This is a genomic window from Prauserella muralis (assembly GCF_003202285.1).
Lineage (GTDB): Bacteria > Actinomycetota > Actinomycetes > Mycobacteriales > Pseudonocardiaceae > Prauserella_B > Prauserella_B muralis.
On record NZ_MASW01000007.1, the window covers coordinates 42,173 to 64,692 of the forward strand.

The 22,520-nt window shown below is 71.0% G+C and carries 21 protein-coding genes; 6 read left to right on the forward strand and 15 right to left on the reverse strand.

Annotated features, from left to right (window positions below; translation table 11 throughout):
* Positions 1–22: 22 nt before the first annotated feature.
* The 3 genes from BAY60_RS29730 to BAY60_RS29740 are packed head-to-tail and all read right to left on the reverse strand — an operon-like array spanning position 23 to position 4,850.
* Positions 23–2,098 (reverse strand): hydantoinase/oxoprolinase family protein, encoded by a 2,076-nt coding sequence (locus tag BAY60_RS29730; protein ID WP_112284733.1) that lies wholly within the window; start codon positions 2,096–2,098, stop codon positions 23–25.
* Positions 2,095–3,729, reverse strand: coding sequence for a hydantoinase B/oxoprolinase family protein (locus BAY60_RS29735; protein WP_112284734.1), 1,635 nt, complete (start codon positions 3,727–3,729; stop codon positions 2,095–2,097). Before BAY60_RS29735 ends, BAY60_RS29730 begins: the two co-directional genes overlap by 4 nt.
* A complete protein-coding gene (locus BAY60_RS29740; protein ID WP_112284735.1) occupies positions 3,726–4,850 on the reverse strand; it encodes a tartrate dehydrogenase in 1,125 nt (374 codons plus the stop codon). The genes BAY60_RS29735 and BAY60_RS29740 overlap by 4 nt, the downstream gene beginning before the upstream one ends.
* A 171-nt stretch (positions 4,851–5,021) precedes the next feature.
* Between BAY60_RS29740 and BAY60_RS29745 the strand changes: the two genes are divergently transcribed.
* Together BAY60_RS29745 and BAY60_RS29750 are read left to right on the forward strand one after the other, a co-directional pair.
* Positions 5,022–5,948: a LysR family transcriptional regulator gene (locus tag BAY60_RS29745; RefSeq protein WP_112284736.1), complete on the forward strand. Its 927-nt coding sequence runs from the start codon at positions 5,022–5,024 to the stop codon at positions 5,946–5,948.
* Positions 5,949–6,010: 62 nt separating this feature from the next.
* Entirely contained in the window at positions 6,011–7,015 is a 1,005-nt protein-coding gene (locus tag BAY60_RS29750) for an alpha/beta hydrolase (protein WP_112284737.1), read from the forward strand.
* Between the two features lie 116 nt (positions 7,016–7,131).
* On the opposite strand, the gene BAY60_RS37645 is transcribed toward BAY60_RS29750, so the two are convergent.
* Both BAY60_RS37645 and BAY60_RS37650 read right to left on the reverse strand, forming a co-directional pair.
* Positions 7,132–7,275: a hypothetical protein gene (locus BAY60_RS37645; protein ID WP_211330513.1), complete on the reverse strand. Its 144-nt coding sequence runs from the start codon at positions 7,273–7,275 to the stop codon at positions 7,132–7,134.
* Positions 7,272–7,508 (reverse strand): amidohydrolase family protein, encoded by a 237-nt coding sequence (locus BAY60_RS37650; RefSeq protein ID WP_211330514.1) that lies wholly within the window; start codon positions 7,506–7,508, stop codon positions 7,272–7,274. The genes BAY60_RS37645 and BAY60_RS37650 overlap by 4 nt, the downstream gene beginning before the upstream one ends.
* A gap of 228 nt (positions 7,509–7,736) precedes the next feature.
* Between BAY60_RS37650 and BAY60_RS29765 the strand changes: the two genes are divergently transcribed.
* Both BAY60_RS29765 and BAY60_RS29770 read left to right on the forward strand, forming a co-directional pair.
* A complete protein-coding gene (locus BAY60_RS29765; RefSeq protein ID WP_112284738.1) occupies positions 7,737–8,618 on the forward strand; it encodes a crotonase/enoyl-CoA hydratase family protein in 882 nt (293 codons plus the stop codon).
* Positions 8,619–8,885: 267 nt separating this feature from the next.
* Positions 8,886–9,776 (forward strand): LysR family transcriptional regulator, encoded by an 891-nt coding sequence (locus BAY60_RS29770; protein WP_112285559.1) that lies wholly within the window; start codon positions 8,886–8,888, stop codon positions 9,774–9,776.
* Here BAY60_RS29770 and BAY60_RS29775 read toward each other — a convergent pair.
* Genes BAY60_RS29775 through BAY60_RS29795 form a run of 5 tightly spaced genes read right to left on the reverse strand, consistent with a single transcriptional unit; the run spans position 9,769 to position 14,908 of the window.
* On the reverse strand, positions 9,769–10,599 hold the full coding sequence (locus BAY60_RS29775; RefSeq protein ID WP_112284739.1) for a carbohydrate ABC transporter permease: 831 nt from the start codon (positions 10,597–10,599) through the stop codon (positions 9,769–9,771). The two genes, BAY60_RS29770 and BAY60_RS29775, sit on opposite strands and share 8 nt — an antisense overlap.
* Positions 10,589–11,557 (reverse strand): carbohydrate ABC transporter permease, encoded by a 969-nt coding sequence (locus BAY60_RS29780; protein WP_112284740.1) that lies wholly within the window; start codon positions 11,555–11,557, stop codon positions 10,589–10,591. Before BAY60_RS29780 ends, BAY60_RS29775 begins: the two co-directional genes overlap by 11 nt.
* A complete protein-coding gene (locus BAY60_RS29785) occupies positions 11,551–12,402 on the reverse strand; it encodes a metallophosphoesterase (RefSeq protein ID WP_211330515.1) in 852 nt (283 codons plus the stop codon). The genes BAY60_RS29780 and BAY60_RS29785 overlap by 7 nt, the downstream gene beginning before the upstream one ends.
* A gap of 2 nt (positions 12,403–12,404) precedes the next feature.
* On the reverse strand, positions 12,405–13,778 hold the full coding sequence (locus BAY60_RS29790) for an ABC transporter substrate-binding protein (RefSeq protein ID WP_112284742.1): 1,374 nt from the start codon (positions 13,776–13,778) through the stop codon (positions 12,405–12,407).
* Between the two features lie 29 nt (positions 13,779–13,807).
* The gene (locus tag BAY60_RS29795) at positions 13,808–14,908 is read right to left on the reverse strand and encodes an ABC transporter ATP-binding protein (RefSeq protein WP_112284743.1); all 1,101 of its coding nucleotides are present in this window, start codon (positions 14,906–14,908) and stop codon (positions 13,808–13,810) included.
* Positions 14,909–15,221: 313 nt separating this feature from the next.
* Here BAY60_RS29795 and BAY60_RS29800 point away from each other — a divergent pair, with 313 nt between their 5' ends.
* A complete protein-coding gene (locus BAY60_RS29800) occupies positions 15,222–15,866 on the forward strand; it encodes a CBS domain-containing protein (protein ID WP_112284744.1) in 645 nt (214 codons plus the stop codon).
* A 38-nt stretch (positions 15,867–15,904) separates the two neighbouring features.
* Here the strand turns inward: BAY60_RS29800 and BAY60_RS29805 are convergent, their stop codons facing one another.
* Positions 15,905–16,531, reverse strand: a complete 627-nt coding sequence (locus tag BAY60_RS29805; RefSeq protein WP_112284745.1) for an MBL fold metallo-hydrolase — start codon at positions 16,529–16,531, stop codon at positions 15,905–15,907.
* Positions 16,528–17,613 carry an S-(hydroxymethyl)mycothiol dehydrogenase gene (locus BAY60_RS29810; RefSeq protein ID WP_112284746.1) on the reverse strand — a complete coding sequence of 362 codons (1,086 nt, stop codon included), beginning with the start codon at positions 17,611–17,613 and terminating at the stop codon, positions 16,528–16,530. Before BAY60_RS29810 ends, BAY60_RS29805 begins: the two co-directional genes overlap by 4 nt.
* Before the next feature lie 138 nt (positions 17,614–17,751).
* Between BAY60_RS29810 and BAY60_RS29815 the strand changes: the two genes are divergently transcribed.
* Positions 17,752–19,041 carry a helix-turn-helix transcriptional regulator gene (locus tag BAY60_RS29815; protein WP_112284747.1) on the forward strand — a complete coding sequence of 430 codons (1,290 nt, stop codon included), beginning with the start codon at positions 17,752–17,754 and terminating at the stop codon, positions 19,039–19,041.
* 32 nt (positions 19,042–19,073) lie between these two features.
* Here the strand turns inward: BAY60_RS29815 and BAY60_RS29820 are convergent, their stop codons facing one another.
* The 3 genes from BAY60_RS29820 to hxlB all read right to left on the reverse strand — a co-directional run bounded on the left by BAY60_RS29820 (position 19,074) and on the right by hxlB (position 22,210).
* The gene (locus BAY60_RS29820; protein ID WP_112284748.1) at positions 19,074–20,462 is read right to left on the reverse strand and encodes an ATP-dependent 6-phosphofructokinase; all 1,389 of its coding nucleotides are present in this window, start codon (positions 20,460–20,462) and stop codon (positions 19,074–19,076) included.
* A gap of 94 nt (positions 20,463–20,556) precedes the next feature.
* Complete coding sequence (gene glpX / locus BAY60_RS29825; RefSeq protein ID WP_112284749.1) at positions 20,557–21,525, reverse strand: class II fructose-bisphosphatase; 969 nt, start codon at positions 21,523–21,525, stop codon at positions 20,557–20,559.
* Between the two features lie 97 nt (positions 21,526–21,622).
* A complete protein-coding gene (gene hxlB / locus BAY60_RS29830; RefSeq protein ID WP_112284750.1) occupies positions 21,623–22,210 on the reverse strand; it encodes a 6-phospho-3-hexuloisomerase in 588 nt (195 codons plus the stop codon).
* Positions 22,211–22,520 lie beyond the last annotated feature (310 nt).

Consider the following 22,520-nt stretch of genomic DNA (forward strand, 5'->3'; position numbering starts at 1 on the left):
CCCGCACCGTCGTCATCAGCCGTCACGAGCCCGCCCCCTCGACGTCGACGAGCAGGGTCAGCTCGGGGTCGACGCGGATGCGGCACTCCGGCCCGAAGCAGCACGACGACTCACGCTCCTCGAACACCGCGGGCCCCGCGATCTCCGTCCCGGGCCGCAACCGGTACCTGTCCCACACGGTCGCCTCGAGCCGGCCGTGGCCCGGGATCCAGACGTCGCGGACGCCGCGTCGCGGGTCGCCGGTGGCGGGTTCACAGCCCAGGGTGACGCCGTGTCCGGGCAGCCGGGCCGAGAGCCGCCAGTTCACCACCTCCGCCGGACCGTCGAGACAACGACCGAACGTCGCGCGGTAGGCCTCGCCGAAGGCGCGCTGGAGGCGGCCGGCGTCCACCTGGCCGAGGCCGGAGCCCGGCAGCTCGACCTCGATCTCGAAGCCCTGGCCCACGTACCGCATGTCGGCCGAGCGCCGCACCCGCAGCTCCTCCGTGCCGTCCGCGCCCAGGACGGCGGTGGCGTGCGCGGTCATCTCGTCGTACACCGCGGCGACGCGATCCCAGTCGATCCCGGTCAGCGCCGAGGGCAGGCTCCGAGCCTGGTCCACTGTGGCCGGAGCGACGAGGAAGCCGTAGGCGGACATGACCCCGGCGCGCATCGGGACGACGATGCGCGCGATCTTCAGTTGTTTCGCCAGGCCGTAGGCGTGCACGGGCCCCGCACCGCCGAACGCCACGAGCGTGAAGTCGGAGGGATCGCTGCCGTGCTCGGAAAGGTGCATCCGGGCGGCGGCGGCCATGCCGGCCGTGGCGACCTCGACGATGCCCGCGGCGGCGCCGATGCGGTCGAGACCGAGCGGCTCGGCGACGCCCCGGTCCAGGGCCTTGCCTGCCTCGGTCGTGCGTAGCCGCATCTCGCCCCCGAGGAAGGTGGCCGGGTCGAGGTGGCCGAGCACGAGATCCGCGTCGGTGACGGTCGGCTGCTCGCCGCCCCGGCCGTAGGCGACCGGCCCCGGGACGGACCCGGCGCTGCGCGGGCCGACCTTGAGCAACCCCAGCGAGTCGGGGGCGGCGATCGACCCGCCTCCCGACCCGATCTCGATCATGTCGACGACCGTGAGCCTGATCGGCAGTCCCGAGCCCGGCTTGAACTTGTCGACGCGGCCGGCTTCGAAGTCGTGCGTGCGGCGCGGCTCGCCGCCGCTCACCATCGCGATCTTGGCCGTCGTGCCGCCCATGTCGAACGAGATGACGTCCGGCTCGCCGAGCCGCCGCGCCACGGCGGCCGCGGCGATCGCCCCCGCCGCCGGACCGGACTCGAGCAGGCGGAAGGGAAACTCCTTCGCCTCGTCCAGTGTCGTGACCCCGCCCCCGGAGAGCATGACGCGCAACGGCGCGTCGATGCCCATGGCGAGCAGGTCGTCCCGCAGCGCGTCGAGATAGCGCGCCACGAGCGGCTGGACGTAGGCGTTGAGGCACGCCGTGCTCGCTCGCTCGTACTCGCCGAGGACGGGAGCGACCGCGCTGGAGAGGGTGACCGGCAGCCCGGGGTGAGCCCGCGCGAGCAGGCGCCGCACCCGCCGTTCGTGCCTGTCGTTGCGGTAGGCGTGCAGCATGGCCACCGCCACCGCCTCGACGCCGTGCTCCAGGAGATCGCCTGCCTGTGCCAGCACGTCCGCCTCGTCCAGCGGCTCCAGCTCGGTGCCGTCGGCGCCGATCCGGCCCCGCACGCCGCGGCACAGGCGGCGGGGCACCAGCGGGGCGGCAGGGCGGGCGTGCAGGTCGGTGGTGTCGAACCGGATCTCCCTGGCCATCTCGAGGATGTCGCGGAAACCGTGCGTGGTGAGCAGGCCCACGACGGCTCCGGTGCGCTCGAGCAGCGTGTTGGTCACCAGCGTCGTGCCGTGGACGACACCGGCGACGTCCTGCGCGGGCGTGGCCGTCTCCTCCAGCAGCCGTGCGATGCCCGCGGTGATGGCCTCGTGGGGGGCATGGGGCGTGGTGGGCAGCTTTCCTGGCCACGTGAGGCCGCGCACGGGGTCGTGCAGCAGCAGGTCGGTGAAGGTGCCCCCGACGTCGACGCCGATCCGGACGGTGCGGCTCATGGGTGACGCTCCGTGTTCGAGGGTGCGACGTAGCCGCCGAGCTCGTCGGCCAGGACCAGCTGCGGCTCCCGGTCCTGCGGCGGGCCGAACCCTCCCCCGCCGGGAAACGAGATGAGGACGGACGCGCCGGGTGCCAGCTGGGAGATCGACTTCAGCGGCACACGCTGCCCCGATTCCAGCACCGCCTGCGCCGTCGCCCCCGGCTGCCCTCCGTCAAGGCCGAGCGCGGGGTGCCGCTCGCGATCGCCCAGCAGCACCATCTGCACGGCACGGCTGGTCGGGTTGTGCACCTCGACGTCCTGGCCGAGGCCGCCGCGGCGCCGCCCGCGGCCACCGGAACCCGCCCGCAGCTCCTTGCGCACGAACCGCAGCGGAGACGTCACCTCGAGGGCCTCGATGCTGCCGCTGCCCGAGTTGGTGGGGAAGGCGGTCGTCGAAAGGCCGTCCTTCTCGCGGGAGGCGCCCATGCCCGCGTTGGCGAACAGCATCTGGGCGAAGGGGCGGCCCTCGTCGTCGATGCCGGCGAACCGGACGCGGAGCGCGGGTGCTCCCCCGCTGTCGGCGATGACCCGGTCGGGCAGCACCGGCGCGAGCGCCTGGTAGATCGCGCAGGAGAGCAGGTGCCCGGTCAGGTGGCGCGCGACGACGGGCGCGGGAAACCTGGGGTTGACGATCGTGCCCTCCGGAGCGCTCACGTGGATCGCCTGGTAGGAACCCCAGTTCGTCCGCGTGGCCGGATCGAGCAGGATCTTCAGCGGATACATCGAGTAGGCACGGGTGTAGTTGAGGGTGGAGTTGGTGGAGAACGGCACCTGAGCCGAACTCCCGGTGTAGTCGATCGCGATCCGCTCACCGCTCACCGTGACCGCGCACGCGATGTGGGTCGGGTGCCCCTCGACGCCGTCGGCGTCGACACCGGCCCGGTACACGCCGTCCGGCAGCTCGGCGACGGCCGCCCGCATCGCGGCGTCCGCCACCGCGTGCACCTCGGCGGCGAACCGCTCGAAGTCCGGTTCGCCGAAGTCGTCCAGGAACTCCCGCGCACGCCGCCTGCACACCGCGTGCGCGGCGGTCTGCGCCTCCAGGTCGCCCCACAACTCGCCGGGAAGGCGGACGTTGGCCAGCAGGAGCTCCTTGATCCCCTGCTCGACGCGGCCCGCGCGGAACAGCCGCAGCGGCGGGATCAGCATGCCCTCCGAGATCAGGTCGGTGGCCCCCATCGACGGGGTGCCCCCGATGTCCGGCGAGTGTGCCGCGGTTCCGGCATAGCCGACGAGCACGCCCCGGTGAAAGACGGGTGTGATCATCGCGATGTCGGGCAGGTGGCCCGTCGCGATCCACGGGTCGTTGGTGATGACGCAGTCGCCGTCCTGCCAGTCCCGGGCCGGGAACCGGTCGAGGACCAGGGCGGTCAGCGAGCTCATCAACGCCGCGAAGCCGGGGATGCCTGCCCGTGACTCCGCCATGGTGCGGCCCTGCCGGTCCATGAGTACGACCGTGTAGTCGTTGGACTCGCGGATGATGGTCGAGAAGGCGGTGCGCAGCATCGTCGACGCGGCCTCGTCGGTGGCGGCCGCCAGCCGGTCCCACCGCACCTCCAGGCCGACCGGGTCGGAGACGGGCGGCGTCATGATGCCGTCGCGGTTCTCGGCCGCGCGCCGCGCTGCCCGGACGGCCCGCCCGCGATCTCGGCGGCGATCGCCCCGCCGAGGCTCCCGGTCGTTCCCGAGCCACCGAGGTCGGGAGTGAGCACGTCCGGCCGCTCGTCGAGCACGCTCTCGATCGCGGCCACGACCCTCGCCGCCGCGGCCGGCTCCCCGAGGTGGTCGAGCATCATGGCGCCGCTCCAGATCTGCCCGACCGGGTTGGCGATCCCGCGTCCGGCGATGTCGGGCGCCGAGCCGTGTACCGGCTCGAACAGGCTCGGCCAGGTGCGGTCCGGGTTGATGTTGGCGCTGGGGGCGATCCCGATCGTCCCGGCGCACGCCGGTCCGAGGTCGGACAGGATGTCGCCGAAGAGGTTGCTGGCCACGACGACGTCGTAACGCTGGGGCTGCAGGACGAACTTCGCAGTGAGGATGTCGATGTGGTCGGAGTCGGCGGCGACGTCCGGGTACCGGCGCGCCATCGCCGCCGCGCGCTCGTCCCAGTACGGCATCGAGATGGAGATGCCGTTGCTCTTGGTCGCCCACGTCAGCTGCCGGCGCGGGCGGCCCGCGGCGAGCTCGAAGGCGTAACGCAGCACCCGGTCGACACCGGTTCGGGTCATCACGGTCTCCTGCAGCACCGTCTCACGGTCGGTGCCCTCGAAGATCCGGCCGCCGATGCTGGAGTACTCGCCCTCGGTGTTCTCCCGCACGATCAGGAAGTCGATGTCCCCGGGCTCGTGGTCGCGCAGCGGGCTGCGCACGCCGCGCAGCAGCCGGACCGGCCGCAGGTTGACGTACTGGTCGAACCCGCGGCGGAACTGCAGCAGGCTGCCCCACAGCGACACGTGGTCGGGCACCACCTCCGGCCGGCCGACCGCGCCGAAGAAGATCGCGTCGAAGCCGCCGAGCACCTCCCGCCAGTCCGGCGGCAGCATCGCGCCGTGGCGCTGCCAGTAGTCGGCACTGGCGAAGGAGAACTCGGCGATCTCCAGCTCGAATCCGTGGACTTCGGCGGCGGCGTGCAGGCATCGCAACCCTTCCGGCACGACCTCCCGGCCGATGCCATCACCCGGAATGACCGCGATGCGATAACGCTGGGACACAAGACGCTCCTGACGACCTCGCCGGCTGGGCACGCGCGCGCCCGGCCGGGTATGGCTGAGCGCGCGCCCTCACCCTCGTCGGCGCCGGGCACCGCGACAAGAGCGTCAAGGGCAACCTATCCTTTCGCTCATGGAAAGCGACGGCCCGCGACACCGCCACGGCGCGACACGATGAGCACCACCGTGGACGACCTCCGCTTCTTCCACGTGGTCGCCTCCAGCGAGACGCTCACGGCCGCGGCGCGCGAGCTGGACTGTTCGCTGCCGGTCGTCAGCAAACGGCTCCGGGCCCTGGAGCGCCGCCTGGAGGTCCGCCTGGTGCACCGGGGCACGCGCAGGCTGGTGCTGACGTCCGAGGGCCGGCTCTACGCCGCGCGCCTGGAGAAGATCCTCGATCAGGTCCGCGAACTCGAGGATCTGGTCACCCACCGCTCCGGCGACCTGCGAGGCTCCGTCGTGGTGCAGGCGACGCTCGGTCTCGGACGCGCCCACGTCGCCCCGCTGATCGGCGAGTTCACCGCCCTGCATCCCCAGCTGGACGTCCGGCTCCACACCTCGGCCCTCCCGCTGCGGCCGCATCGGCGCGAGTTCGACCTGGCCGTCCACGTCGGCACGCCACCGGACTCCTCGCTGCGGATGCGCCGGCTGGCCCGGAACCGCCGGGTGCCGTGCGCCGCACCGTCCTATCTGGATCGCAAGGGCGTGCCCGGGCAGGTCGAGGACCTGGCCGACCACGACTGCATCGTGCTGCGCGAGAACGAGGGCGACTTCGACCTGTGGCGGTTCGGCGACGAGGGCAACCCGCGGCAGATTCGCGTGCGTGGCCGCCTTTCGAGCAACGACGGGGACGTCGTGACCGACTGGGCGCTGCAGGGTCACGGCGTGATCATGCGCTCGGAGTGGCAGGTCCGGTCCCACCTCGACAGCGGCGCCCTGGTGCGCGTGCTGCCCGAGGTGCCGACGCCGCCCGCCGACATCTACGCGCTGCTGTCCGACGACGTGCACGTACCCCGGCGGACCAGCGCCCTGATCGACCACCTGGCGGCGCGGCTGCCCGACCGCATCGGCGGCTCCGCGAAGCCGGGCCTTTCCCGATGAGCAAGGCCGCCTTTCCGCCGGCGGCGTTGCCCGGCCAGCACGGCGGTTCGTAGGTTGCTGCCGTGGGCATCATCGAGCGCATCGATCCGCAGGTCCGCGCGCGCCTCGACCGGTACCTGCGGCTGGTCGGACCCGGGGGCCTGAGCGGCATCACCGACATCGCCGAGCGGCGCCGCAGGCAGGCCGAACTGGCCGCGTCGCGCGAGACACCGGTCGCCGCCGGCGACGTCGAGGTGCACGATGTCTCGATCGCTCACGGCGGCGACGTCCAGGGTGACCCGGTGCTGGTGCGGATGTACCGGCCCCGAGCTGCGAGCACGCCGGCACCATGCGTCTTCTACATCCACGGTGGGGGCCTGGTGGCCGGCAGTGTCGACGGCGATCACGGCAAGGCCGTCGCACTGGCACGCGCGACCGGCTGCGTCGTCGCCTCGGTCGAGTACCGCCTCGCCCCCGAGCACCCCTACCCCGCCGCCCTCGACGACTGCTACGCCGGGCTCGCCGGAGTCGTGGACCGGCATCGCGAGCACGGCATCGACCCGGACCGTGTCGCGCTCTACGGCACCAGCGCGGGCGGTTGCCTGGCGGCGGCGACCGCCTTGCTGGCACGTGACCGCGGCGGCCCGGCCCTCGCCTGCCAGCTACTCGTGTCGCCGATGCTCGATGATCGTTGCTCGACGCCGTCCGCGCTGGCCAACACCGGCTTCGGCGCGTGGAGCCGCGAGGCGAACATCCAGAGCTGGCAGGCGTGGCTCGGCCCGGACTACGGCACCGATCGGGTCCCGCCGTACGCCGCGCCCGCGCGTGCCGGGGACCTGGCGGGCCTTCCCCCTGCCTACGTCGACGTCGGAGACCTGGATCTGTTCCGGGACGAGGCGGTCGATTTCGCGCGCAGGCTCTGCGAAGCCGGCGTTCCCGTCGAGCTGCACGTCTATCCGGGCGGCATCCACGGCGGCGAGAGCCTGGCGCCCGACGCCGAGCTCAGCGTGCGCGTGCGCGGATATCGGCAGGATGCGCTTCACCGTGCGCTGCGTTCCGCGGCCCTCGCCCCGTGGTCCCCCTCCTGAGCGCACGACCGCGATCGTCCGGCGGCGAGCCGAAGGGCCCCGTGGGTACCTGGTGTGCACCCAAGGGGCCCTTCGGCTCGGCGGCATGATGTGGGCGACCGGTGACGCGGGAGCGCTCAGCCGTGGCAGCAGCCGGTGCTGAGGTATCTCGCGAGACCGCTCGCCGCGGACGCCGTGGAGGCGGTCCGGACCCGCTGGTGTGTCGCCGCGTCGTAGACGACCTCGCCGCCGACCACGGTCATGACGATCGGCAGGTTCACGATCTCTCGGCGGGAGTCCGGAGCAGGTTGCCCTCGAACACCACGAGGTCGGCCACCCTGCCCGGGGTGAGCCTGCCCTTCCAGTCCTCGGCGTGGTCCTGCCAGGCCCCTGCCGTGGTGTAGGTGGCCAGCGCCTGCCCGAGGCCGATGATCTCCTCGGCGCCGAACACCTCGCCGGTCGCCAGGCTCCTGCGCGTCAGCATGGCCGTCAGGCCCTCACAGAAGTTCGGCATGCCCGCTGCGCCACCGCGCCCGGGGGCTCACCCTGACCACCGCGGGCGAGGCGTTCTACAAGCGGGTGCTGGACTTCCTCGCCCACGGCGCCGAGCTGGTCGAGACCGCCCGGCAGTCCGGCGCAACCGCCGGACGGACTGTCCAATGCCGGAAGCCGCGGGCCGGGAGGTGCTCCGCGGTCGCGAACCCCGGAGAACCGCCACACAGCCGGGACATCGAGGAGTGCCCTGGAGCAGGAGCGCGAGCCGACGGTCGAGTTCGAGGTGGTCGGCCGGAAGGTGTACCTGACGCTGAACCGGCCCGAGCGGCGGAATGCGATCACTCACGAGATGGCCCGCGAGATCAAGGCCGCCGTGGATCGCGCCAACGAGGACCCGGCCGTGCACGTGATCGTCGTGCAGGGAGCGGGCCGCGCCTTCAGTGCGGGCTACGACCTGCATCGCTACGCCGAGGAAGGGGTGGGCGTCCAGCCACCGGTGTGGGATCCGATCAAGGACTACCAGATGATGAAGAGCAACACCGACGACTTCTTCAGCCTCTGGCGGTCATTGAAACCCACCATCGCCAAGGTGCGTGGCTACGCCGTGGCCGGCGGCAGTGACATCGCGCTGTCCTGCGACCTGGTCGTGATGGCCGAGGACGCCCGCATCGGCTACATGCCGGCACGGGTGTGGGGCTGTCCCACCACGGCGATGTGGGTGTACCGGCTGGGCGCCGAGAAGGCGAAACGCATGCTGCTCACCGGCGACACGATCGACGGGCGTACCGCCGCGGACTGGGGCCTGGTGGTGGGCTCCGTGCCGGAGGCGGAGCTCGACGACACCGTCGAGAGGCTCGCGGACCGGATCGCCGGGGTTCCCGTCAACCAGCTCGTGATGCAGAAGCTCATGGTCAACCAGGCCTACGACAACATGGGCCTGCAGGGCACGCAGATCCTCGCCACCCTGTTCGACGGCATCACCCGCCATTCGCCGGAGGGGCGCTGGTTCCACGAGTTCGCGGCGACCCACGGCTTCGACGCAGCCGTGAAATGGCGGGACTCCGGGCGGTGGATCCCGGAGGGCGGCGGCAACGTTGCCGATCAGACCGAACGGGACACGCAGGACTGACGTATCCCGGCGACCGGTGGGAAAGGTCGTCGCCGCCGTCATCGAGCCTGCGGACGAGCGGGCCGTACTCTCCCGTGGCGAGCTGCACGCCCTGGTTCGGGCAGTCTCACGGGACGTCCATGATCCGGGCCAGCGGATCGCGGGCCATGGTGCCACACCAGGACGGCCACGCCGGAGCCGGACGCGCGGCCGCTCGTGGGCGCTCACGACGCCACTTCGACGCCCGGTGTTCACCGGGTGCTCGCACACCGCCGCTACCGTTCGGACGTGGAACTGCGCCATCTGATCTCGTTTCTCGCGATCGCCGACGAGCTGCACTTCGGCCGCGCCGCGGCGAGCCTGCACCTTGCCCAGCCGTCGCTGAGCCAGCACCTGCGCAGGCTGGAACGCTCCGTCGGGGTCGAACTGGTCGCGCGCAACTCACACGAGGTGCGGCTCACTCCCGCGGGTGAGGCGTTCCTCGGCCTCGCCCGCGACATCGTCGCCAAGGTGGACCAGGCTGGGGCGGCGGCCCGTGCCGCCGCCGCGGGCAAGGTGGGCACCCTGCGAATCGGGTACAACTTCCCCGCGGGACAGCGGATCCTGCCCGGTGTGCTCACCACGCTGGACAGCCGCCATCCCGCCATCGATGTCGAGATGTTCGAGCTGCGGACCGGGCCGCAGCTGGCCGCGCTGGCCGAAGGCAAGCTGGACGTGGCGATGGTGTACGGCAAGCCCAGCTCCACGTCCCTGCGCAGCAGGCACCTGCTGCGCGTTCCGCTGGTCGCCATCGTCGGCGAGAAACACCGCTGGGCGGGCCGCAGGCGCGTACCGTTCGGGGAGCTCGCCGCCGAGTCCTGCGTGCTGTTCAACCGAGCGCAGTCGGCCGCGATGTACGACACCATCCTCTCCGCCGCCCAGAGCAGCGGCATCCGGCTCACCATCGCCGAGGAGGTCGACGATCCCGGCGCCACGGCCATCCTCGCGGCCATCAAACCGGTCGTCGGGTTCGCCTCGGCGGCGCGGGGCGTCTTCGGCGGCACGCCCGGCAGCCCCCGCACCACCTCGGTGGCCCTGTACGACCCGGTCCCCATTCTCGACCTCTACGTCGCCTGGTCCGACGCGCGGAACCCGCTTGTGGAAGCCTTCCTCGGCTGCCTGCCGGCCACGCTCACTTGAGTCCCGACCGCACGAACGCGTTCACGATGTGCCGCTGCAGGACGAGGTAGAGCGCGAACACCGGCAGGCACGCCAGGCCGGCCGTGGCCATCAGCGGGCCCCAGTCGTTGCCCTCGGTGCCCATGAAGCTGCGCAGGCCCAGCTGCACGACGGCGTTGCTGCGCTGCAGCACCATCGCGGGCCAGAAGTACTCGTTCCACGCGCTGATCGCCAGCAGGATGCCCAGCGCGGCCAGTGCGGGCCGCAGGGTCGGGACGACGACGGTCCACAAGGCACTCCACGACGTCCGGCCGTCCATGCGCGCGGCGTCGAGCAGCTCCTTCGGGAAGCTGTTGAGGTGCTCCCGCAGCAACAGCACGCCCAGGGCCGAGCACAGCGTCGGCACGATCACGCCCGCGAGCGTCTCCAGCAGGCCCAGCCGCGACAGCAGCACGTAGTTCGGCAGCATCGTCGCCTGGAACGGCACGAGCCACGTGCCGACGAACATCAGGTACAGCAGCCGCTGGAACGGGAACCGCCATGCCGCGAAGGCGTAGGCGGCGAGCAGCGCCACCAGCAGCTGCCCCAGCGCGCTGAACACCGCGACCACGCCGGTGTTGACCAGCATGCCCAGCACGTCGTTCTTCGCGAACGCCTCCGTGTAGCTCGCCGTGGACAGCGGCCACGGCAGCACCGACAGCGACGACACGTCCTGCGGTGCGCGCAGCGAGGTCGCGTAGAGCCAGTAGATGGGGAACACGCACACCAGGCTCAACAGGCCGAGCACGACGTGCCCGCCGAGCCGCCGGGCCCGCGACGACTCCCCCACCACCTCAGTCGTCATGATGACTCAGCCTTGCCGCGAGCCGCGTCAGCAACGCGGCCACCACGATGAAGCCAAGGAAGAACAGCACTCCCGCCGCGGCGGCCAGGCCCGCGTCGTGGCTGCGGAATCCGTACTCCCAGAGCAGGTAGTAGAGGTTGGTGGTCGAGGAGACCGGCCCGCCCTGGGTCAGGGTGTCGATCAGCGGGAACGTCCACTGCGCCGACAGCAGCACGGTCATGAGCGCCAGGAACGCCAGCGTCGGCGAGAGCAGCGGCAGGGTGACCCAGCGGGTCACCTGGCTTCGCGAGGCTCCGTCGACCTGTGCCGCCGCCGCGTAGTCGGGATTGATGCCCGCCAGCCCCGCCGTCACCACGAGCACGGCGAACCCGACGACGTGCCAGCCGGTGATCACGATGATCGACCACTGTGCGGTGCTCGCCGTGTTGAGCCAGTTCACGTCGGTGCCGAGCACGCGGTTGACGGCACCGGCGGACGGGTCCAGCAGCCACTGCCACACGGCGGCACCGGCCACCGGGGCGACGAGCATCGGCGCGAACACCAGTGCCCGGTACACTCCCTGGGCCCGGCCGCGCACCCGCCGGGTGAGCAGCGCGACCGCCACCGGGATCACGACCGTGAACGGCAGCATCCCGAGGATCACGACCACCGTGCGCCAGACCGCGCGACCCAGCTCCGGCGTACCGAGCAGCCGCTCGTAGTTGCCGAGCCCCACGTCGACCATCGGCGTGCTCGGCACCAGGTTCCACGAGTACGTCGACAGGACGAACGTCTGGGCCAGCGGCTGGTAGGTCCACACGACGAGCAGCACGACGGCGGGCACGAGGTAGAGGTACGGCGGCGCGAGCCGGCGTATCCGGCTCCACCCGGACTCCCGGGAGGCGGGCGCCGTGCCCGCCGTGCCCGCCTCCCGGTTCCGCGCGGGAGCCGCGACCTCCACGAAGGTGCCGCTCACCATGTGCCGACGACCTCCCGCACCAGCCGCACCCTCTCGGCGGCCGCCACGTCGTACACGCCCTCGGCCCGCGACAGCGGCACCGCGGTGGCCACGACCTGGTCCCCGAAGACGTCGATGCGGCTGAACGCCGCGTCCGCGCGCGCTCGCAGCCTGCCCTTCGGCGGCACCGCCGCGACGCCGTAGGCCAGGGCGGGCCCCACCCACACCGGGATCGCGCCGAGCGCTCCGCAGCCTGCGTGGTGGGCGTGCCCGGTGACCACGAACCGGACGTCGCTGCCCTCGACAACCCTGGCCAGCCGCTCGGCCTCCCGTAGCCGCAGCAGGTGCACCGTCGGCACCGGCGACGGCAGCGGCGGGTGGTGGCACACCAGCACGGTGCCCCGTGGCGCGGGTGTGGCCAGCACGTCGCCCAGCCAGTCGAGCTGGTCGGCGGAAAGGTGCCCGTCGTGCTGGCCCGGCTCGCTGCTGTCCAGCGACACGATGCGCAGGCCGCCCACCATGGTCACCGTGTCATAGTCCGCTGTGGACGGCTCCGCGCCGAGCACCTCGGTACGGAAGGCCCCGCGCTCGTCGTGGTTGCCCAACGCGTAGATCACCTCGGCACCGAGCCGCTGGGCAGCGGGTTCCACGACCTCGCGCAGCCTGCGATAGGCGGAGGCAGCGCCGTTGTCGGCGAGGTCGCCGGTGAGCAGCAGCGCCGCCACCGGCAGGCCCGACCGCTCGATCATCTCCAGCGCCGCGACGAGGTTCGCCGCCGTGTCGACGACGTCGTGCATCAGCGCTCCCTCGGGCAGCAGGTGGCTGTCGGTCAGCTGCACCAGGGTGAGATCCGGCCCGGTGCCCACGCTCACTTTCCTCCGCCCTGCATCAGCCCCGTGGCCTCCTCCTGCACGGAGCGCAGCGACTCGGCGGGATCGGCGCCCTGGTACACGGCGTTCTCCACGGCCTGCATCATGCCGTCGCGGATCTGCAGGTAGTTCGCGCCGGGCATCGACACCCACGGCTCCAGGTGCTCCAGCTGCTTCAGGTTTGGCTCGAGGTACGGGTTCTCGCCGGCCCACTGCTTCAGGCCGTCCGGATCGTCCACCAGCCCGGTGCGCAGTGGCAGGTAGCCGATCTTGGTGGCGATCGTGGTGTAGGCCCGCTCGCTGGTGAGGAACCTGATCAGCTCCCACGCGGCCCGCTGCTTGGCGGCGTCCTTCGAGAACACGAACAGCGCGGCGCCGGAGTTGGTCGGGACGGCCTGCTTGCCGTCGAAGCTCGGCATCGCCGCGGCGCCGAGCTCCCACCTGTCGCCGGCGCCCTTGAGGAAGGTGCCCTGGATGGCGCTGGACTCCAGGATCATGCCGAGGTCGCCGCGGGCGAAGGACTCGACGGCCTGCATCTGGGTGCGGTTGGGCATGGCGCCGGCTTTCACCATGTCCTGCATAACGCGCACGACCTCGACCGAGGGCTCCTCGGCGAACGTCAGTGTCGAGCGGTCCTCGGAGAGGACCCTGCCGCCGTTGGAGCGCACGAGCGCCTGGAAGCACCAGTCCTTGGCGGCCTTGGTCAGGCAGTCCACATAGGCGCCACCCTTGCCGGTCCTTTGCTGGATGGTCTTCGCCGCGTCGCGGACCTCGGCCCAGGTGGCCGGCGGGTTCTCGGGGTCGAGACCGGCCTGGGTGAACAGCTGCTTGTTGTAGTAGAGCATCGGCGTGGAGAAGACGAACGGCACGCCGTAGGTCTTGCCGTTCCAGTCGCCGAGGGTGCGCGCCGACTCAGCGTAGGGGTACTGCTCACCGTCGAAGTTGGCCTGCACGGCGTCCTTGCCGACCAGGTCGTCCAGCGGCAGAGCCTTGAGCTGGTTGACGGTGAAGTCGAGATCCGAGAAGCCCAGCTGCACGACGTCGGGCGGGCTGCCCGCGGTGAGCTGGCTCTGCAGGCTCGAGATGGTGTCGGTGGCCGGGTTCGCGCTGTTGCCCTGCGGCTTCTGTGCCGTCACCGAGATGTTCGGGTGTTGTTTCTCGAACGCGGCGATCAGCTCGTTGAACGTGTCGGTCCACGCGCCGGCCTGGCCGAAGTTGTAGCTCTCGAAGACGATCGACACCTTCTGGTCCGGCTTCAGCTCGGGAACGCGGCTCACCGGCCCTTCCGAGCCGGTGCTCTCGCTGCCCAGTCCGCAGGCCGAGGTGGCCAGCAGCAGCGTCGCGGCGCAGGCCGCGAGCAGGGTCCTTTTCATGGGGGATTCCTATTTCTGTGCGGGGACGATCAGACGGGTTCGGGAACGGATGCGGCCTGCCAGGCGAGCCTGCGGCCGCTGTTCTGGTCGAACAGGTGCAGCCGGTCGGGCCGGGCGGCCAGGGTGACGGCCTCTCCGGACGTGACCCCGAGAGGACGCGGTCCGCGCACGGAGACGGCGGTGTGCCCGGCCCGGCATTGGGCGACCTCCTCGCTGCCGAGGTTCTCGACGGCCGTGACGACGGCCCGAATTCCCTGCTTTCCGGCCGGGGTGAGGGTGAGATGCTCGGGCCGGACGCCGAGCCGGACCGGCCGGTCCGGGATGTCCGCCTCGATGCCGAGTGACAGGAGGAGTCCTTCGGCCTCGGCGCGGAGCACGCCGTCCACCGAGCGCACCGTCGCGTCGACGACGTTCATCGCGGGCGAGCCGAGGAATGTCGCGGCGAACACCGACGCGGGCGCGTCGTACACCTCGGACGGTGTGCCGAGCTGTTCGAGCCTGCCCTCGTTCAGCAGGGCAATGCGCGTGGCCATGGTCATGGCCTCGACCTGGTCGTGGGTGACGTACACGGTCGTGGTCCGCAGCCTGCGGTGCAGCTCAGCGATCTCGGCGCGGGTTCCCGCGCGCAGTTTGGCATCCAGATTGGACAGCGGCTCGTCCATGAGGAAGGCGCCGGGGTCGCGGACGAGTGCCCTGCCGAGCGCCACCCGTTGCCGCTGGCCGCCGGAGAGCTCGCGAGGTTTGCGGTCGAGCAGGCCGGTGAGGTCGAGCGTGGCGGCCACCTCGGCCACCTTCGCCCGGATCTCCGCCCGCGGGCGTTTCCTGGTGCGCAGCGGGAACCCGATGTTGCTGGCCACCGACAGGTGCGGGTAGAGAGCGTAGCTCTGGAACACCATGGCCACGTCGCGCCGCTGCGGCGGCAGGTGCGTGATGTCGGTGTCGCCGAGCCAGAGCCTGCCCTCGGTGGGCGGGAGCAGACCGGCGATCATGCGCAGCAGGGTCGACTTACCGCATCCACTGGGCCCCAGCAGGACGAGGAACTCGCCGTCGGCGATGTCCAGCCCCATGTCGTCAACGGCCGTCACCGCGCCGAAGCGCCGGGTCAGCCCCTGGAGTCGAATCCGGCTCACAACTGGTACCGCACCTTTCCCTTTCGTCGGCGGCTTTCCACCGAACGGGCTCAGTGCAACAGCGGTGCGTATACGGATGGTGAACAGACCCCGTGCCGATCGGGAAACGCAATCAAGCCAGTGCGATCGCCTCTGGCCGCGAGCTGGTATCCCCCGTCGAGCACGGAGCCGAGGCGGGTATCGGCGCCGGCCACACGCCGGGGATGCGGCAGGTCGGTGTCGCGAGCGGCCGCCGGGTCCCCAGCGTCTTGACCAAGCTCGCTGTTTCGGCCGATGCTGGTCTCAGCAATGGGCGAAAGGGGGGCGATGGACGGTGTCTGAGCAACGGGTAGCCGACGTGATGACCCGCAGGGTCGTCGCCGTCGGCCTGGACACCCCGTTTCGCGACATCGTCCACGCCCTGGTCGAACACACGCTGACCGCGGTGCCGGTCATCGACCCGGCCAGCCGTCCGGTCGGCATCGTCACCGTGGCCGACGCGGCAGCGAAGCGCGAGTTCCACGGTGCCTCGGACCTGCCGCCCGTGTTCGGCGTCCCCCGCCGCTGGAGCCGGCGGCGCAAGGCCCGGGCGCTCACCGCGGCCGACCTGATGACCGCCCCGGCCCCCACCGTCACCGCGAGCGCCCCCGTGCACGCCGCGTTGCGGCGCATGGCCCACCGCCACACGCAGTTGTGCGTGATCGACGAACGCGGCCATCTCGTCGGCGTGTTCGCTCATCGTGACGCCTTGCGCTGTTATCTCCGGCCGGACGCCGAGATCCATTCCGAGCTCGAAGAACGCCTGCCCGGCGACATCGCCGTCCACGTGAGCGACGGCGCCGTCGTCCTGAGCGGCACCGTCCAGCTGCACAGCCACATCGGCAAGGTTCTCCGGGACGCCTGGCGGGTGCCGGGAGTCGTCGCCGTCGATCACCACCTGGAGTACCGCATCGAGGACCTGCCCGCACACGGGCTCTGATCCGGGCCGAGGCAGCCCGGACGCGCCGGAGTACGGCGTCAGTAGCCGCGCGCGATCCATTCGGCCAGGTGCGGCGCCTCGGTGCCGATCGTCGTCCCGTCGCCGTGTCCGGTGTGGACACGGGTCTCCTCGGGCAACGCGAACAGGCGGTCCCGGATCGAGTCGATGATCGTGGGGAAGTCGGAGAACGAACGTCCGGTGGCGCCGGGCCCGCCCGCGAACAGCGTGTCCCCCGAGAACAGCGCCTTCGCCTCGGGCAGGTGCAGGCAGACCGAGCCAGGCGAGTGCCCCGGACTGTGGAGCACGTGGAGCTCGGTTCCTGCCACGGCGATCCGGTCACCATCGCTCAGCGCCTGGAACGGCTCGCCCGGGTGGGTCATCTCCCACAGTTCCTGGTCGCCTGGATGGAGGAGGACCGGCGCGTGGACGTTCTTGCCGAGTGCCGGGGCCACCGTCACGTGGTCGTTGTGCCCGTGCGTGCACAGGACCGCCACGACCTGGCGCCCGGCGACCGCGTCGACGATCGCGGCGTCGTCGTGGGCGGCGTCGACGATGACGACCTCGCTGTCGTCGCCGATCAGCCAAATGTTGTTGTCGACCTCCCAGCTGCCGCCGTCGAGGGTGAACACACCGCTGGTGACGACGTGGTCGATCCGCAGGCTCACAGGACCACCACCGACCGCAGCACCTCACCGGAATGCATGGTGTGAAAGGCCTTTTCGACGTCGTGCAGTGAGATCCGCTCGGTGACGAACCTGTCGAGCGGCAGCCTGCCCTGCAGGTGCAGTTCGACCAGCATCGGGAAGTCTCGCTCCGGCAGGCAGTCGCCGTACCACGACGACTTGAGCGCGCCTCCGTGCGAGAAGAAGTCGAGCAGCGGCATCTCCAGGCGCATGTCCGGCGTCGGCACGCCGACCAGCACGACCGTGCCCGCGAGGTCGCGGGCATAGAAGGCCTGCTTCCAGGTCTCCGGGCGGCCCACCGCGTCGATCACGACATCGGCGCCGAACCCGCCGGTCAGTCCCTGGATCGCCGCGACGGCGTCGGTCTCGGCCGCGTTCACCGTGTGCGTCGCGCCCAGCCCGGCGGCCCACTCGAGCTTGGTCGCGTCGCGGTCCACGGCGATGATCGTCGTGGCCCCCGCGAGGCGTGCCCCGGCGATCGCCGCGTCGCCAACGCCCCCGCATCCGATGACGGCAACCGAGTCACCACGGCTCACCGCACCGGTGTTGACCGCCGCGCCGATGCCTGCCATGACACCGCAGCCGAGCAGCCCGGCGACCGCGGGATCGACGGCGGGGTCGACCTTGGTGCACTGCCCGGCATGCACCAGCGTCTTGTCCGCGAACGCGCCGATGCCCAGCGCCGGGGTCAGCTCGGTCCCGTCCGTCAACGTCATCCGCTGCGCGGCGTTGAACGTGTCGAAGCAGTACTGCGGCCTGCCGCGCTTGCAGGCCCGGCATCGTCCGCAGACCGCTCGCCAGTTCAGTACGACGAAGTCCCCCGGCTGTACCGAGTCCACGCCCTCGCCGACGCTCTCGACGGTGCCCGCCGCCTCGTGCCCGAGCAGGAAGGGGAACTCGTCGTTGATGCCGCCCTCGCGGTAGGTCAGGTCGGTGTGGCACACCCCGCATGCCCTGACCGCGACAACGACCTCGCCAGGACCGGGGTCGGGAATCACGATGTCGGTGAGCTCGACCGGGCTTCCCTTGGCGCGCGCGATCACACCGCGGACCTGCTGTGGCATCGAGACTGTTCCTCCATCCTCGGCGGGAAAGCATGCCTGTGCACGCATGCCTTGCCGACCGTAATCGCGGTTCGCGCGCACATGACCTCACCGAAAGGAGAGTAGGACCTCGACCTCCGACCAGGTTAGGGTGCAGGGATGCCCGGCACGGAGACAGCAGACCCGATCACCGACCTCGTCGGGCTCCGCGAGGTCCTCGACGGCCCCCTGCACGAGATCGCGCGGCGCCTTTCCCGCTACCTCTCCGGGCGATGGCCGCACACCGCGCTGGTCATCTTCACGCGCGAGTGCACGGGCCGTCCCCGCAAGGTGGCCGGAGACACGAAGACGATCAACAAGGTCACGATCGAGGAGCTGGAGACGCTCAAGGCCGCTCTCGAGCCCGGCAGACCGGCCGGCACGACCGCCACGATCGCTGGCGGCCGACGAACGGTCTGGGCGATCCGCGACGCCGCGGATCTGCTGCTCGTGCTGATCCCCCGGACACCGGGGCGGCAGTTCCCCGAGCCGCACCGGCTGTCCGCGATCTTCGGCCTCGTCTCGACCTCCATCCGGCAGCAGGTCGCGCAGGCCAGCCCCGACTACCTCGCCGAGTCCCGTGCCGCGGCGCTCGAACGGGAACGCACGATCACCGAACTGGCCGCCGCCCACGAGGCCACGCTCGTCGCGATACTCACCACGTTGCGCTCCACCGGGCTCGACGACAGCCGCGCACGCAGCGCCGCCGCGGACTCCGCCTCCTCCGCGCTGGTGACGTTGCGGACGGCGCGGCACGCGGACCAGGCGCTGTCCGACGAACCTCCTGCGTCCGCGTTCAGCAGGCTCCGCAGGGAACTCCGCCAACTGTTGCGCCACCATCCGGCGCGGATCGAGTTCGTCGCCCCGCCCGGTGCCAGCCGCGCGCTGCCCGGCGACGTCGCCCACGCGGCGCGCGCGATGACCCGCACCGCCGTGGTGGCACTGGCCGCGCAGCCGGACCTCACACGTCTGCGGATCTCCTGGACCAGCAGCGGAGACTCGCTCCGGGTGGACGTTCGCGACCAGGGTCCGGGCACGCTGGATGCCGACACGCTGCGACACCAGCTGGAGGGCCGATCCCGCGCGCTCGGCGCCACCTTCGAGGTGGACTGCGCGCCTGGGTGGGGAAGCCAGGTCACCGTCGACCTGCCTGTCGACCCACCCTCGAAGGCGGCACGCGCGACCGAGCTGACCAATCTGAATCGCCGCGAGCGCGAAGTGCTCGCCCAGCTCGCGCTGGGCAGGCGTAACAAGACCATCGCGGCGGAACTCGGCGTCGCCGAGAGCACGGTCAAGTTCCATGTCACCAAGTTGCTGCAGAAGCTCGGAGTCACCACCCGCGGCGAGGCGGCAGCACTGGCGCTCACGGCGGGATCCGACGTGGCGCCGGCCGCTACCCGGAGCAGGTGACGACACAACGACTCCGGGTCTCGGCGGCCGCATCAGGCCGAGAACACCGCGGCCCGGACACCGTCACGGTCCGGTGCCGCGCCGAACTCGGCGGGTTGGCAGGTGGTTTCGAGCACGGACATCCACAGGTCGCCGTCGGGATCGACCTGGTTGCGACGGCTGGTCATCAGCGACAACGGGACGTGCACGAAACGGCGGCGCCAGCGGGCGACGGCGACCTCGGTGCGACCCGCCATGGCGGCGTGCACCGCGGCATGGGCCAGACGCAGGCAGTAGACGCTGTCGTAGGCGTTGGCGGCGACGCTCCGGATCGCGTAGCTCGGGTCGAGGTAGCGCATCGTGGGAGTGAGGCCGGCAGCCGTGAGATGGGCGTTGATGGTCTCCTTGAGCAACTCCCCGATGTTGCCGAGCTTGACGTTGCCCGAGGCGTCGGTGCCACGGCCGTTGTGCTGGGGCAGGCCGTACTGCTCGATGAGGTCCTGCCCGGCCCCCTCGGCGACGACGATGACCACGAAGCCCTTGGCCCGCACGTGCTTCTCGACGTGCGCGAGCAGGCCGTCCGGTCCCCCGAGCGCGAAGGGAACCTCAGGGATCAGCACGATGTCGGCGCCGTTCGCCGCCAGCGCGGCATAGCTGGCGATGAACCCGGAATGCCGGCCCATCAGCTTCACGATCCCGACACCGTTCGGGCTGGCCGCGGCCTCGACGGAGACCGACGAGATGAAGTCGGTGGCCCGCGCGAACGCGCTCTGAAACCCGAACGACTGATCGGTGAAGGGCAGGTCGTTGTCGATCGTCTTCGGCACCCCGACGACCGCGATCTCGAGCCCGCGCGCCCTGATCGCCTCGCTGAGGAACGTGGCCGCGCGCATGCCGCCGTCGCCACCGATGACGAACATGACGTCCACGCCACGCAGGACGAGCGTGTCGACCATTTCGTCGGCGTCCTGGCCTCCGCGCGAGCTGCCCAGGATGGTGCCGCCGGCGTTGTGGATGTCGCGCACGCTGTCGGGAGTCAGGTCGACGGTGTCCTGGCGGTGTTCGGCGGTCAGCCCCTGGAGGCCGTTGCGGAAACCCAGGATCCGCTTGACCCCGTAATGCACGGAGAGCTCCTGGACGAGACCGCGGATGACGTTGTTGAGGCCAGGGCACAACCCCCCGCACGTGACGATGCCTGCGGTGACCCGGGCGGGGTCGAAGTAGATCTTCCTGCGTGGCCCCGCGGCTTCGAAGCTCGGCACCCGGCCGGGCGGGAGACCGTGCTTGGCGAGCATGGACACGGTGTCCTCGAGCAGAACCCGGTCGCCCTCCGCCACGTAATGCGGAGACGTCTGCTTGGTGGAGAGCAGCTCGGAGAACGGCGAATCGTAACGGCACTCACCGAGCTGGCGAACGCGGATGTCGTCCAGGTGCAACGTCACCGAATCTCCTTGGTCGTGATGAGTCGTGCTGCCACTCGGGCGGGGACTCCGCGGAAGGGCCGGGGCTCCCGTGGGGCCGGCACGGGCCGGGGAGCTATCCGAAGGTCGTGTGTGTGATGTGCCGGATCTGGCCCCTCGAGATCAGGAGCGATTCGGCGGTCGTCGTGCCGTCGCACTCGCGTGGCCGTCCGAGCAGCGTCCCTCCGCTGACGCCGGTGGCCACGAAGAACGCATCGCCGGACACGAGTTCGGCACAGTCGTAAATGCGGTCGAGCGACATGCCCGCTGCGCGGATGGCGGCCGCCTCCTCGGGACGCTGCGGGGCCAGGCGCCCCAGCATGCCGCCACCCAGCGCACCGACGGCCGCGGCGGTCATCACACCTTCGGGCGTGCCGCCGACCCCGAGGAGCAGGTCGACGTCGAGCGTCGGCAGGAGGACCGCGAGACTTCCCCCGACATCGCCTCCGGCCGGAGTCTGCACGGCCGCGCCCGCCTGCACCACGCGTGCGATCAGCTCCTTGTGCCGCGGCTTGTCCATGATGACGACGCGGAGCTCGCTGACCTCCTTGCCGAGAGCCTTGGCGACGTTCACCAGGGTCTGCTCCGGAGGATCGTCGAGGTCGATCACGTCCTTCGCCTGCGGCGGCACCACGATCTTGTCCATGTAGAACCCCGGCCCTGGCGACCACAGGGTTCCTGGCTCGCCGAACGCGATCGTGGCCAACGCACCGGGCAGGTCCTTCGCGCAGAACGAGGTGCCCTCGAGCGGATCGACGGCGATGTCGAAGTCCGGGCCCTGACCGTTGCCCACGATCTCGCCGTTGAACAGCATCGGGGCGTCGTCCTTCTGCCCCTCACCGATGACGACGGTCCCTCGCCCGGGCGCGTCGGCCAGCGCCTGGCGCATCGCCCTGGTGGCCGCCGCATCGGCGGCTTGCTGGTCGTATCGCCCCACCCAGGCGTAGCTGGCCACCGCGGCGCGGTGGGTGGCGGCCAGCGCCACGGCCTCCAAGGCGTGGATGTCGACGCAAGTCCGCGGTGCGATCTCACTCTGACACTGCATCTCGGGCTCCTGTTCGGGTCTGTCGCATCAGTACAGAGCTGGCGACACCTGCGCGGTCGAGCGGACCTTCCTGTGCCACCGCGGAAACTTGCCGTGGTTACTCGAGATTGGCGTGCAGACGCCACAGCTCGCGGGCCTGGGTCCCGCTGGTCTGCCACAGCGTGTGGAACAGCGCGTCGGTGGTGAGCAGGACGGACTGCTCGAACAGGCTGCCCGCATACTGAACGGAGGTGTTGCCGTCGAAGTCCTGCTTGTCCGCGGCCGGGATGACGAGGACTTCGGTGGCGATCTTCGCCAGCGGCGAGTCCGCCGCCGTGGTCAGCGCGATCACGTCGGCGCCGTGCTCACGAGCGGTCTGCGCGGCCCGCACCACGCGGGCCGTCGTGCCCGAACCTGACGCCGCCACGAGGACGTCGCGCGGGCCGATGGCCGGGGCGGTCGTCTCGCCGACGACGTGAGTGGGCAGTCCGAGGTGCATGAACCGCATCGCGGCCATCTGCAGGGCGAGCCCGCTGCGTCCGGTGCCGATGGTGAACACCGTCGGCGCCTTCAGCAGCAACGCGCCGGCACGAATCCACGCTGGAGAGTGCACTGCCGCACTCACCCTGTCCACCTCTCCGACGACAGCGCGCGTCGCGTCCGCGAAATAGCTGGCCTCGAGGTTCTTCGAAATCGACTGCGTCAACGCGATCGTCCTCCATTCACGGGGCGATGGCAGCGGCGGCCGCCGGGCCCGGCACCGATCCGGGTTCTCGGCGGGAACCCCGGTCCGGTACGGCCGGGAGAGCCATCGCGCGAATCGACGTAGCCACCTCCGAGCATCGTGACGTCGAGCTCGGACCAGCTACCTGAAAAGATGATTGTCCGCCGGCGTGGTGGCCAGCAAGGCTTACGACATTGGCAAACAGTATCCCGTAATTGAGATAACGAATAATGACCGGCGCAATTCCGGGTGCGCCGTGGAACCGGAATGTGACACCGGCCGCGAACAGCCG

Excerpts from the sequence above, each read along its gene's own strand:
- BAY60_RS29730 (WP_112284733.1), bottom strand. The coding sequence starts at position 2,098 with ATGAGCCGCACCGTCCGGATCGGCGTCGACGTCGGGGGCACCTTCACC.
- BAY60_RS29735 (WP_112284734.1), bottom strand. The coding sequence starts at position 3,729 with ATGACGCCGCCCGTCTCCGACCCGGTCGGCCTGGAGGTGCGGTGGGAC.
- BAY60_RS29745 (WP_112284736.1), top strand. The coding sequence starts at position 5,022 with ATGAGCACCACCGTGGACGACCTCCGCTTCTTCCACGTGGTCGCCTCC.
- BAY60_RS37650 (WP_211330514.1), bottom strand. The coding sequence starts at position 7,508 with ATGCCGAACTTCTGTGAGGGCCTGACGGCCATGCTGACGCGCAGGAGC.
- BAY60_RS29775 (WP_112284739.1), bottom strand. The coding sequence starts at position 10,599 with ATGACGACTGAGGTGGTGGGGGAGTCGTCGCGGGCCCGGCGGCTCGGC.
- BAY60_RS29780 (WP_112284740.1), bottom strand. The coding sequence starts at position 11,557 with ATGGTGAGCGGCACCTTCGTGGAGGTCGCGGCTCCCGCGCGGAACCGG.
- BAY60_RS29790 (WP_112284742.1), bottom strand. The coding sequence starts at position 13,778 with ATGAAAAGGACCCTGCTCGCGGCCTGCGCCGCGACGCTGCTGCTGGCC.
- BAY60_RS29810 (WP_112284746.1), bottom strand. The coding sequence starts at position 17,613 with ATGCCACAGCAGGTCCGCGGTGTGATCGCGCGCGCCAAGGGAAGCCCG.
- BAY60_RS29815 (WP_112284747.1), top strand. The coding sequence starts at position 17,752 with ATGCCCGGCACGGAGACAGCAGACCCGATCACCGACCTCGTCGGGCTC.
- glpX (WP_112284749.1), bottom strand. The coding sequence starts at position 21,525 with ATGCAGTGTCAGAGTGAGATCGCACCGCGGACTTGCGTCGACATCCAC.